The sequence below is a fragment of the Frigoribacterium sp. AC512 genome (assembly GCF_979258295.1).
This window is the reverse complement of the sequence record NZ_OZ409850.1, coordinates 3,263,239-3,274,512: the sequence shown is the minus strand read 5'-3', so window position 1 is coordinate 3,274,512 and position 11,274 is coordinate 3,263,239. Positions and strand designations below refer to the sequence as shown.

Annotated in this window: 13 protein-coding genes; 2 read left to right on the top strand and 11 right to left on the bottom strand. The window is 72.8% G+C overall.

The genetic code is table 11. The features are described 5' to 3' along the window. The first annotated feature begins 67 nt into the window (after positions 1-67). A complete protein-coding gene (locus tag ACZZ97_RS15160) occupies positions 68-865 on the top strand; it encodes an isocitrate lyase/PEP mutase family protein (RefSeq protein ID WP_463473684.1) in 798 nt (265 codons plus the stop codon). 167 nt (positions 866-1,032) lie between these two features. Here the strand turns inward: ACZZ97_RS15160 and ACZZ97_RS15155 are convergent, their stop codons facing one another. From ACZZ97_RS15155 to ACZZ97_RS15135, 5 genes are all read right to left on the bottom strand, one after another. Beyond that, positions 1,033-2,277, bottom strand: a complete 1,245-nt coding sequence (locus ACZZ97_RS15155) for a YihY/virulence factor BrkB family protein (protein WP_314104459.1) — start codon at positions 2,275-2,277, stop codon at positions 1,033-1,035. Positions 2,278-2,449: 172 nt separating this feature from the next. Continuing rightward, positions 2,450-2,725 (bottom strand): DUF3618 domain-containing protein, encoded by a 276-nt coding sequence (locus ACZZ97_RS15150; protein ID WP_314104457.1) that lies wholly within the window; start codon positions 2,723-2,725, stop codon positions 2,450-2,452. Next, entirely contained in the window at positions 2,725-3,165 is a 441-nt protein-coding gene (locus ACZZ97_RS15145; RefSeq protein WP_314104456.1) for a phage holin family protein, read from the bottom strand. Before ACZZ97_RS15145 ends, ACZZ97_RS15150 begins: the two co-directional genes overlap by 1 nt. Beyond that, a complete protein-coding gene (locus tag ACZZ97_RS15140; protein ID WP_314104454.1) occupies positions 3,158-3,499 on the bottom strand; it encodes a YtxH domain-containing protein in 342 nt (113 codons plus the stop codon). Before ACZZ97_RS15140 ends, ACZZ97_RS15145 begins: the two co-directional genes overlap by 8 nt. A 125-nt stretch (positions 3,500-3,624) precedes the next feature. Further along, positions 3,625-5,151, bottom strand: coding sequence for a glycosyltransferase 87 family protein (locus tag ACZZ97_RS15135; protein WP_463473683.1), 1,527 nt, complete (start codon positions 5,149-5,151; stop codon positions 3,625-3,627). A gap of 61 nt (positions 5,152-5,212) precedes the next feature. Here ACZZ97_RS15135 and ACZZ97_RS15130 point away from each other — a divergent pair, with 61 nt between their 5' ends. Continuing rightward, the gene (locus ACZZ97_RS15130) at positions 5,213-5,740 is read left to right on the top strand and encodes a MarR family winged helix-turn-helix transcriptional regulator (protein ID WP_463473682.1); all 528 of its coding nucleotides are present in this window, start codon (positions 5,213-5,215) and stop codon (positions 5,738-5,740) included. Positions 5,741-5,752: 12 nt separating this feature from the next. Here the strand turns inward: ACZZ97_RS15130 and ACZZ97_RS15125 are convergent, their stop codons facing one another. From ACZZ97_RS15125 to ACZZ97_RS15100, 6 genes are read right to left on the bottom strand one after another with little or no spacing between them, the layout of a single operon-like run. Beyond that, positions 5,753-6,748: a prenyltransferase gene (locus ACZZ97_RS15125; protein WP_463473681.1), complete on the bottom strand. Its 996-nt coding sequence runs from the start codon at positions 6,746-6,748 to the stop codon at positions 5,753-5,755. After that, positions 6,745-7,191 (bottom strand): lycopene cyclase, encoded by a 447-nt coding sequence (locus ACZZ97_RS15120; protein ID WP_463473680.1) that lies wholly within the window; start codon positions 7,189-7,191, stop codon positions 6,745-6,747. Before ACZZ97_RS15120 ends, ACZZ97_RS15125 begins: the two co-directional genes overlap by 4 nt. Next, positions 7,188-7,553: a lycopene cyclase domain-containing protein gene (locus tag ACZZ97_RS15115; protein ID WP_314103325.1), complete on the bottom strand. Its 366-nt coding sequence runs from the start codon at positions 7,551-7,553 to the stop codon at positions 7,188-7,190. Before ACZZ97_RS15115 ends, ACZZ97_RS15120 begins: the two co-directional genes overlap by 4 nt. Beyond that, positions 7,553-9,247 carry a phytoene desaturase family protein gene (crtI, locus tag ACZZ97_RS15110; protein ID WP_463473679.1) on the bottom strand — a complete coding sequence of 565 codons (1,695 nt, stop codon included), beginning with the start codon at positions 9,245-9,247 and terminating at the stop codon, positions 7,553-7,555. The genes ACZZ97_RS15115 and crtI overlap by 1 nt, the downstream gene beginning before the upstream one ends. Next, positions 9,244-10,146: a phytoene/squalene synthase family protein gene (locus ACZZ97_RS15105; RefSeq protein ID WP_314103329.1), complete on the bottom strand. Its 903-nt coding sequence runs from the start codon at positions 10,144-10,146 to the stop codon at positions 9,244-9,246. The genes crtI and ACZZ97_RS15105 overlap by 4 nt, the downstream gene beginning before the upstream one ends. Further along, the gene (locus ACZZ97_RS15100; RefSeq protein WP_463473678.1) at positions 10,143-11,258 is read right to left on the bottom strand and encodes a polyprenyl synthetase family protein; all 1,116 of its coding nucleotides are present in this window, start codon (positions 11,256-11,258) and stop codon (positions 10,143-10,145) included. Before ACZZ97_RS15100 ends, ACZZ97_RS15105 begins: the two co-directional genes overlap by 4 nt. Positions 11,259-11,274 lie beyond the last annotated feature (16 nt).

Below are 11,274 nucleotides of genomic sequence, written 5' to 3'. Positions count from 1 at the left end.
GCGCACCGCACGCGCACCTCCTCGTCCCCTGATGGCGCAGGAGGCGCGGGTGCGGTTGGCTGGGACCATGTCGATCTCCTCCACGGCCGCGAAGGCCGACCTGCTCCGCTCCCTGCACGTGCCCGGCGACCCGCTCGTGGTCACCAACGTCTGGGACAGCATCACCGCCCGCGTCGTCGCGGGCGCCCCGGGGGTGAAGGCCCTCGCCACCGCGTCGCACTCGATCAGCGAGGCGCACGGCGTCGAGGACGGCGAGGGGCTCGACGTCGACCAGATGCTCGACGCCGTCCGGCTCGTGATCCGCGCGGTGGACCTGCCCGTCTCCGTCGACTTCGAGAAGGCCTACGCGACCGACGCGGCCGGCACGCTCGACAACGTGTGGCGCCTGATCGAGGAGGGCGCCGCCGGCCTCAACCTCGAGGACAGCACGGGCAAGTCCAAGACGGAGCTCTACGACATCGACACCCAGGTCTCCAAGGTCGCGGCCGCCCGTCAGGCCGGCGACCGCGCCGGGGTGCCGATCGTCATCAACGCCCGCGTGGACGCACTCGCCGGCGACCCCTCGCTCTTCGACGACGCCGTCCGTCGTGCGAACGCCTACCTCGACGCCGGAGCCGACTGCGCGTTCGTGCTCGGCCTCGGCACCGAGGACCTCGTCGCGCGGGCCCTCGACGAGATCCACGGCAAGGTCAGCGTCATCTCGGGGCCCGACTCCGTGCCGCTCGCGCGCCTCGCCGAGCTGGGCGTCTCGCGCGTCAGCTTCGGCCCGATGACGATGGGCCTGACGCTGTCGCACCTGCGCGACGCCGCCGAGCAGCTCACCGCCCGCGGCGACTACCCCCGCGAGCTCGGCTTCGGCTTCTAGAGGGCGGCGGGCGGCGCCGGCGGGCGGGTTCGTCGCCGCCGGTCCGTCGTGACGGACCGTGCACGACGGACTCGCCCGCTCTCGACCGTCGACAGGATGCGGCCCACGCACGCACGAGGCCCCGACGACTCGCGTCGTCGGGGCCTCGTGCGTGCGTGGAGCCGGACTCAGTCCTGGTGCTTCGCGGCGGCCTTCGCCTCGGCCTTGTCGGCCTTGCGCTTCGCCTTGGCCTTCGCCTTCGCGGTGTCGTCGGCGGCGTCGTCCTTCGCCTTGGCGCGGTCGAGGTCGTCGGAGTCGGCGTCCGCGTGGTCGTCGCCGCGACGGCCGTTCCCGTCGTGCGCCTCCTCGGCCTCCTGCCGCTCGATCGACTCGGCGGCGGCCTGGCGCAAGCGCATCCCGTCGAGCTCGTCCTGGGCGGCCTTGGCCTGCTTCTTCTCGCTCTGGGCGGTGTCGCGCGGCGGCAGCAGGATGTCCTTCTCCGCCTTCATGCCGGCCTGCAGCTCACGGCCGCGCTCGATCTCGGCGTCGAACTCGGCGCCGAACAGCAGAGCCAGGTTGGTGATCCAGAGCCACAGCAGGAACACGATGACGGCACCGAGCGAGCCGTAGGTCTTGTTGTAGTTCGAGAAGTTCGAGACGTAGAACCCGAAGCCCGCGCTCGCGAGGCCCCAGATGACGATCGCCAGGAGGGAGCCCATGCTCATCCACCGGAACTTCGGCTGGCGGACGTTCGGCGCGAAGTAGAAGAGCACGGCGACGACCACCACGACGATGATCAGCAGCACGGGCCACTTGACGATGCCCCAGACGAAGACCGCCGTCGACCCGAGTCCGATCACGTCGCCGACCGTCTTCGCGACGTCGCCGCTCAGCACGAGGATCAGCCCGGCGATCACGATCAGGACGACGGTGAAGGCCGTGATGGCGAGCATCGTCGGGCGGAGCTTCCAGATCGGCCGCCCCTCGTCGACGTTGTAGATGCGGTTCATCGCCCGGCCGAAGCCGCCCACGTAGCCCGAGGCCGACCAGAGGGCGCCGAGCACACCGACGACGAGGGCGATGCCGGCCGCCTGCGAGCCGATCAGCTCCTGGATGGGCCCGCGGAGGGTGTCGGCGACGGAGGCGCCGCCGAGCTGCGTCAGGAGCTCGAGGACCGCGTCGGTCGTCGGCCCGGCCTGGCCGAAGACGCCCAGCAGGGCGACGATGGCGAGCAGCCCGGGGAAGATCGCCAGCACGGCGTAGTACGTCAGCGACGCGGCCAGGTCGGTGCACTGGTCGGACCCGAACTCGCGCAGGGTCTTCTTGAGCACGTAGCCCCACGACCGCGCGTGCAGGTCGTCGGGGCTGTCGGGCTTGCGGGAGTCGTCCGGGTCGGGGGCGGTCTCGTCCCGACGCGTGCTGGTCTGTGCCATGGGTCTCGTGTTCCTGTCCTGTGAACGAGAGGTGGTTCGGAGAAGGGGTCTTGCCGGGTGGGGTGCGTTGCCGGGTGGATGATGCCGGCGCGGTGACGGAGGGACGGTGATCCAGTGCGGGTGATGCAGAAGACGGCAGGAGGCGCGCCCCCTGCCGTCCGTCAGCGTCGCCTCAGCGGCGGGCGATCTTGACGACGCCCGCGACGATCGCGGCGACGCCGGCCACGCCCGCGACCGCGGTCGCGATCACCGGTGCCGGGTCATCGTCGAGGCGGCGCTTGACGCTCGCCTTGAGGCGCCGGGCGTGCGCCGGCACGCTCAGCTTGTCCTCGATGGCGTCGAGGGTCTCTTTGAACTGCTCGCGGGTGCGGGCGATGTCCAGCTCGATCTCGGGGATGCTCGCACCCTCGCGCGGGCCGGGCTTCTGGTCGCTCTCGTCGTCGCTCATCAGTCGGTCGCGCCCTTCGTCGTCGTGCTCTTCGTGCTGGTCCCCTTCAGCGCGGCCACGTCGGCCTTCACGCTGTCGACGGCCTGCTGGGGCACGGGCGGCACGCCCTTCTTGAGCGCCTTGACGCCCAGCAGCGCGAGCACGCCGGTGATCACCAGCAGCACGGCCGCCACGATCAGGGCGGCGAGCCACGGCGCCACCACGGTGGCGAGCCCCAGCACGCCGGCGGTGATCAGCACGGCGAGCAGGAAGAAGCCGAAGAGCGCGGCGCCGACCAGCAGTCCTGCGCCGACCCCCGCCTCCTTCAGCTTGGTGACGAGCTCGGTCTTCGCGAGCTGGATCTCGCCCCTGACGAGACGGGAGATGAGCTCGGGCAAGCTGCCGAGCAGCGAGCCGAGCGACTTCTTGGTGCTCTGTTCCGGTGCCTTGAGGTCACTCACCGACGTTCACCCCGGGCAGCTTCGCGGCGCCCTCGCTGTCGGAGCCGGCGCCCGAGGCGGAGGCCTTCACGTCGTCGGCCTTGTCGGACGCCTTCGAGGCGACGGACTTCGCCTTCGAGGCCGCGTCGCCGGCGGCACCCTGCAGCTTCTTGCCCACGACGGGGGCGTTCTCCTTCACGAAGCCCTCGGCCTGGTGGACCGTCTTCTGCACGGAAGGGTTCTCCCACAGGCTCTCGGCCTGCGACTTGATCTTGACGTAGGCACCGCGTCCGGCACGTGCTCCCAGCACGTAGCCCACAGCTGCTCCGGCGACGAAGAGGATCTTGCCCTTCATGAGTGCTCCATTCAGTTCGAGGTCGACCGGGCCCCAGCGGCCCAGGACACCAACGCTGGCACAGACCCCCGGGCACAGACCAGATTCCCAGTACCGCGGCGCAGTCAGGGGTACAGCGACGCCGTTCAGGAGGAGCGGCGAGCGCCCCGGCTGTGGACGGCCGACAGCGACGACGCCGAGGAGGCGGAGGTCGCGGAGGTCGTGTCGGCCAGGACGGCCACGGGGACGCGGACGGACCTCACCCGTCTCGACCACCAGTGGGGCGGGAGCTCGCGGCCCCACGCGGCCAGCGCCTCCTCGACCAGGCGCAGCACGCACCAGCCGAAGAGGACGACGAGCAGCACGTTGCGCGCGCCGAGCACCGCGACCGCCACGGGGTGCAGGTCGGTCAACGGCAGGTAGAGCACCGGGAACACCAGCGTCGTCAGCCCGGCCGTCCACGCGACGATCCTCGCAGGGGCGCGGAACGCGGCGGCGTCCGCCCACAGGCCCGCCGCGACCACCGGCGCGATCCACAGGACGTACTGGGGCGACCCGACCTTGTTGAAGACGATCAGCGTGATCGTCAGGGTCAGGGCCCCGAGCAGGACGAGGCGGGACTCGTGCCCGGCGCGGGCGCCCCTGTCGGCACCCGTGGGCCCGGCATCCGCAGGCCCGGGACCCGCACGCCCGGACACGGCACGGCCGGCCCGGGCGCGGCCGGCCCGGGCGCGGCCGGCCGCTGCGACCGCCAGCAGCCCGACGAGCGCGACCATCACGACGCCCATCGCCTGCGTGCTGCCGTGCACCGCCCACGTGTCGCCGGGCCCCATCACCTCGCGGGTCGCGAGCCCGACGTTCTCGTACACGGAGGCGCCGGGCACCCCCAGCATCGCCATCCACAGCCACGGGGTCGCGAGCGGCGCCTCGAGCTGCAGCGCCCGGTCCGACTGCATCGTGACGAAGCTGTCGACCCACGACAGGCCCCCGCCGACGGCGACCACCGCGACGACGACGAGCGTCACCCAGAGGCACGCCCGCACGACCGTCGCGCGTCCCCGGCTGGCGACCACGACGGCCGCGACGACGGCCGCGGGCCAGACCTTGACCCACGTCGCCGCGGCGAGCAGCGCGCCGGCCACCCTGGGCCGGGTGCCGAGCAGGAGGAGGGCCGCGACCACGGCGGGCGCGCTGAACGCCTCGAGCCGGAGGAACGCCACCGGGCTCAGCAGGAACAGCACGAGCAGCCACCACCACGCCGCCGGGGCGTCGACCGTGCGGCGCCCTCGGTCGGTGAGCAGCCAGAGCGACGCGGCGTTCGCGGCCGTCACCAGGAGGAGCCAGACGAGCTGGTAGAGCGACTCCCCCAGGACGTTCGGCAGCACGACGGGCAGCAGCGCGCCGGCCGGGTAGACCCAGGCGAAGTCCATGACGGGCCAGCGGCCCTCGCTGAGGGCGCCGGTGGCCCAGGTGCGGTACAGGGGCAGGTCGCCCTCCGCGCCTCCTCGGAGCATCAGCGGCGTCAGGGCGACGAAGACGGCGGCGTGCAGGGCGACGAAGGTCCACCAGATCGCGCGGGGCTGCTGACGGAAGACCCCCCAGACCCGGCGCAGGTGGCCGACGCGGACACGCAGGGACGAGGAGGCGGTGGTCGAGGGCGCGCGCGAGCTCACCCTGCGGACGCTAGGGGGCACACCTTTCGGCGAGGTGAACGTCGGGCGTACGATGCGGCGCATGGACCGACGGAGCTCCGACGACGACCCGCGCACGGCTGCGCCCGGGTCCGAGGACGACACGCTGACGCGCGACGACGACAGGGACGACGACAGGCCGGTCGGCTGGTGGCTGACCCGGGTCGAGCGCCTGCTCGACCAGCGGTTCGCCGAGGCTCTCGACGAGCACGGCGTGACGCGCCGCCAGTGGCAGGTGCTCGAGGGCCTCGAGCGCGGCGTCGAGCCGGGCGACGAGGAGTCCTCGGCGGCGGCGAGCGGGTCGACCGCGTCGTCGGACGGGCCGGCCGACGACGACCAGTCGCTGGTCGACGACCTCGGCGAGCTCGTCGAGAGCGGCTGGGTGACGGTCGAGACCGACGGCCTCGGCGCGAGCCGGCACTCGCTCACGGAGCGGGGCGCGGTGGCGCACGCGAAGCTGCGCGACGTGGTGCTCGGCATCGGCGCGGACGCCTTCGCGGGCGTCAGCCCCGACGACCGCGAGACGGCGCTGCGCGTGCTGCGGAGGGCCGTCGGCAACCTGGGCGGCTGACCGACCGTCCGACTAGCGCAGCGCGACCCACCCGATCAGCAGCATCGTCGTGATGAACCCCGACACGAAGTTGAGCCAGAGGAACCTCTTCCAGCCCTTGTTCGCGCCCTCCGCCTCGGCGTCGGTGATGTTCCACCACGGAGCGCAGTTCAGGGCGTAGGCCACGGGGATGACCGCCGCGAACGGGCCCGGCGCGTCGGTGAACGTCAGCAGGATGCCGGCGAGCAAGTAGGCGACGACCGCGAGCCGGACCGTGGTGCGGGCGCCGATCACGGTCGCGATCGACGCGATGCCGCCCTCACGGTCGGCGATGACGTCCTGGACGGCACCGAAGGCGTGGCTCGCCGCGCCCCAGAGGAAGAACGCCCCGAGCAGCGCCCAGAGCTGCGGCGTGAAGGTGGCGCCTGCCAGCACGAGGCCGTAGACGGCCGGGCTGACGAAGTGCGTGCTGGACGTGACCGAGTCGACGAACGGGCGCTCCTTGAAGCGGAGGCCCTTCGCCGAGTAGGCGACGACCGCGAACAGGCTGGCGGCGAGCACCAACCAGCTGAGCGGGCTGCCCACCACGACCAGGAAGAGCACGAAGGGCACGCACGTGAGCACCGCTGCCCAGAGCGTCGTGCGGTGCATGCTCCGGTCGAGCAGGGCGCCCTCGACGCCGCCCTTGCGCGGGTTCCGCAGGTCGCTCTCGTAGTCGAAGACGTCGTTGATGCCGTACATCGCGAGGTTGTAGGGCACGAGGAAGAACAGGATGCCGACGACCGCGACGAGCCAGTTCACCTGGGCGAAGTCGAAGGCGGGGGTCGGTCCGGTGAAGACGACCACCGCGGCCGAGCCGTCGGCCACGGCGTCCGCGACCGACTGGGAGACGTAGGCCCCGCCCGCGTCGGCGTCGACCCGCGGCGCGCTGGCCGCGGTGAGGATGTACGCCGCGGCGAACGGGAACGCCGTGTTGATCCAGCTGAGGGGCCGGGACGACCAGAACAGGGCCCTCAGGGTCGCGGTCACCGCGCCTCCTCGGCGTCCGCGGCCGAGCCGGGACCGGCGCCGCTGCCGGCGCGACGGGACGCCCTCGCCGCCTTCGCGGCCTCCGTCTCGCGCCGCGACCCGAGCAGCGTCCAGATGCTCGGCAGCAGCACGAGCGCCGCGACCGCGTAGGCGAAGTCCTCGAGCGGGGCGATGCCGACGAAGGCGCCGCTGATGCGCGCCTCGTCGTAGCCGACGAGCCCGACGCCGATCATGACGTTGTCGAAGACGGCGGTCATCACCAGCAGCACCGCGGTCGAGAGCCCGGCCGCGCGCACGACGGCGGCGAGCGAGCCGCGGCCCGAGGAGGTGCTGCCCGAGGAGGCGCGGGTCGACCGGGTGCGCGCCCAGCGCAGCAGCAGCGCAGCCCCCGCCGTCACGGCCACGAGCCCGAGGAAGACCGCGTTGATCGCCCAGTACGTCACGCGCGGTCACCGCCCGTCGAGAGGGCGGCCGACGCGGCCCGACGGCGCTCCACCGCGTCGAGCACGAGGCGCGAGCCGGCGAGCAGGTTCATCGTGAGCCAGCAGAGCAGCACGAGGAAGAAGACCTCCTCGAGGGGCAGCTCGGGCGCGAGCTGCACGCCCGTCATGAACGACGTCTCGCCACGGAAGAAGACGCCGGCGTCGATGCCGACGATGTCCCAGATGAGGAAGAACACGACGCCGACGAGCAGCGTGACGAACGCCCGCCAGCCGTCCCGCCAGAAGAACAGGTCGAAGCGCCGGTCGAGCATCGCCATGCCGAAGATCGAGATCAGCAGGGCGACGAGGTACGCGAAGCCCATCAGGCGTCGCCGATCGCGCCGGACACGACCCCGGAGCCCGCCTCGGAGCCCGTGCCCGCGCCGACGGCCGGCTCGGCCACCGGCCCCGTGCTCGTGTCGCCGCGCATGTTCTTGAGCAGGATCTCGGCGCTGATCAGGCACATCGGCAGGCCGATGCCGGGGCGCACCGAGCCGCCGGCGTAGAAGAGGCCCTGCACGTGCTCGGAGGTGTTGCCGGCACGGAACATCGCGCTCTGCGAGAGCGTGTGCGCAGGGCCCAGCATGCTGCCGCTCCACGCGTTGACGTCGTCGACGAAGTCGCGCGGGCCGCGGGTGCGGCGCAGCACGACGCGGGACGCGAGGTCGGGGATCTCCGCCCAGTCGGCGATCTGCTCGATGACCTGGTCGGCGAGCCGCTCGATCAGCGGGTCGCCGTCGCCGCCGACGTCGCCGCGGCCGAGGGACGGGTCGGCGGGCAGCGGGACGAGCACGAAGAGGTTCGTGTGCCCGGCGGGCGCCGTGGACGGGTCGACGGTGCTCGGCTTGCAGACGTAGAGCGAGGGCGGGTCGGGGATCCGCTTGTCGTCGCCGAAGATGCGGTCGAAGTTCTCGTGCCAGTCGCGCGCGAAGAACAGCGTGTGGTGCTCGAGCTCGGGCACCTCGCCCTCGACGCCGAGGTACAGCAGCAGGGCGCTCGGCCCCGGGTCGCGGGTGGCCCAGTAGTCGGAGTCGTAGGTGCGCAGGCCCTCGGGCAGCAGCTGCGTCTCGAGGTGCTCGAGGTCGGCCGCGCCGACGACCACGTCGGCCTCGAGCACGTGGTGCCCGCCCTCGGCGTCGCCGTGCTCGACGCCGCGCACGACGGCGGAGCGTCCGGGCCCGGGTGACGTGAGGACCCGGGTGACGGGCGCCTCCGTGACGATCCGGACGCCCGCCTCCTCGGCCACCGCCGCGATCCGCCGGATCACGGTCGTCAGGCCGCCCTGCGGGTAGAGCACGCCGTCGTCGAGGTCGAGCGTGCTCATCAGGTGGTACATGCTCGGGGTCGCGAACGGCGACGAGCCGAGGAACACGGCCGGGTAGCCGAGGATCTGGCGCAGGCGCGGCTCCTTGACGGCCCGCGAGGCGAACGCGTCCAGGTCCTGCAGCAGCAGGCGACCGAGCTTCGGCAGCCGCACGACGACGTCGCCGCGCAGCAGCGGGCCCACGGTCTCGAAGCTCGTGTAGAGGAACCGCTGCTTGGCGAGCTCGTAGGTGTCGCGCGCCGACCGCAGGTAGCCGCGCATGCGGTCGCCGCTGCCCGGCTCGATCCCGTCGAACAGCGCGATGTTCTCCTCGAGGCCGCGCGGGACGACGATCGGCTCCTCACGCGTGCCGTCGGCACCCGGCTCGAACAGCACGCGGTAGCCGGGGTCGAGCGGCACGAGGTCGAGCTGCTCGTCGGCGGACGTGCCCATCAGCCGGAAGAAGTGGTCGAACACCTCGGGCATCAGGTACCAGCTCGGGCCGAGGTCGAAGCGGAAGCCGTCCTGCTCCCAGCTGCCGGCGCGACCGCCGACCTGGTCGTTCTTCTCGAGCACGGTGACGTCGTGGCCCTCGCGGGCGAGCAGCGCCGCGCTGGCGAGCCCGGAGATGCCGCCGCCGATCACGACGACCCGGCGGCCGTGCCGCTCGACGCTCGTGTCGCCGACGGCGCGCTTCAGCCAAGGGGTCGTCACAGGGAGGCTCCAGGAGGTGGGGGTCGGTGGTCGGGGACGGAGGCGACGCGGCCGGCCGAGGCCTGCAGCGCGATCCGCACCTTGACGGGGTCGGGCACGCGGACGCGCGCCCGGATGAGCGAGGAGGCGGGGGTCGCCTCGAGACGCCGGTTCAGCTCGGCGAACAGCCCGTGGGCGAGCGCCACCGCGCGGCGCGACGAGGCGGGCAGCACGGGGATGACCTCGCCCGAGACGCGCAGGTCGTCGTCGATGTCGGCGACGAGGCGCCGCTTCGTGGCCTCGTCGAAGGTCGTCACGTCGACGCCGGGGAAGTAGCTGCGGCCGAGGTGCTCGAAGTCGGCCGCGAGGTCGCGGAGGAAGTTCACCTTCTGGAACGCCGCGCCGAGTCGCGTGGCGCCCTCGTCGAGCAGCGCCCGCGTCGACTCCGGGTAGCTGTGGCCGGTGAGGAACGCACGCAGGCACATCAGCCCGACGACCTCGGCCGAGCCGTGCACGTAGCGGTCGAACGACTCCTGGTCGTGCTCGCTGGCGCTCAGGTCGGCGCGCATCGACTCGAAGAACGGGCGGGTCAGCTCGGGGCCGAAGCCGGTCGCCCGCGCGGTGCGCGCGAAGGCGTGGACGACGAGGTTGGCGCTGAAGCCCTGGGCCATCGCGCGCTCGGTCTCGGCCTCGAGCTCGTCGAGGCAGCGACGCGACTCGTCGGCCGTCAGGCCCGCCTCCGTGGCCGGCCCGTCGACGACCTCGTCGGCGACCCGCACGAGCGCGTAGACGTTCTCGACGTGCTGGCGCACGGCCGGGCCGAGCAGCCGCGAGGCGAGCCCGAACGAGGTCGAGTACCGGCGGATGACGCCGGACGCGGTGCCGTCGGCGGTCGCGTCGTAGAGCGAGAGACCGGTCACCGCACGCGCTCCAGCACGACCTGCACCAGCGGCGCCAGGGCGTCGCGCAGGGCCTCGCCGACGTCCGGGCCGTCGAGCACGGCGAGCGCTCGACGCGCGTGGTCCTCGACGAGCTGCTCGGCGAAGCGCCGCGCGCCGCAGGCCTCGAGGCGGCCGCGCACGACCTCGGCCTCGGCCTCGGACAGGTCGGCCTTGCCGATGAAGGGCCGGATGCCGAACCAGTCGTCGGTCGTGGCCGCGTGCGCCACGAGCACGGTGCGCTTGCCCTCGCGGAGGTCGCCGAGCACGGTCTTGCCGGTGTCGGACTGCGTGCCGAAGACGCCGAGCAGGTCGTCGACGACCTGGTACGCGACCCCGACCTCGCGGCCGAACTCGCCCAGGGCCCTGACCACCGCCTCCGGAGCCTCGGCCAGCACGGCGCCGGCCTGCAGCGGCGCCTCGAACGAGTACACCGCGGTCTTCGCGCGCTCCATGTCGAGGATCTCGTCGACGGTCGGCAGGTCGTCCGAGAGCGAGAGCTCGACGTCGATCATCTCGCCGCCGGCGCTGACGAACACGGCCTCGTCGAGCAGGTCGAGGAGGCGCGCCTGGACCGGGCCGTCGCAGGGCACCTGCAGCAGGAGGCGGCTCGCACCCGTCAGCGCGAGGTCGCCCGCGATGACCGCGGCCGACATGCCGCGGTGCTCGGCGGTCGGCGTGGGGATGCCCGCCGTGGTCGCCTCGTCGCGGTAGCTGCCCGAGACGTTGGGGATGCCACGGCGCGAGAAGTCGCGGTCGATCACGTCGTCGTGGACGATCAGCGCGGTGTGCAGCAGCTCGAAGGCGGCGCCGACGCGGGCCGCGGCCTCGTCGTCGCGGCCGCCGAGGGCCGTGTACGTGGTGAAGACCATGCGCGGGCGGAAGCGCTTGCCGCCGCTCGTGTTGCGCTCGAGGACCTTCCAGAGGTCGACGTAGCGGTAGCCGACCGACTCGGCCCGGCGCTTGGCCAGCCGGAAGAAGTCGTCGAGGACGGCGTCGACCCGGGACTGGTCTCGCGCCTCGCGCTGGGCGAGGTCGCCGTCGACGCGGCCCTGCCGGTCGTGCGTCCCCGCACGCTGGTGTTCACCGCTCACCAGGGCAGACTACCTC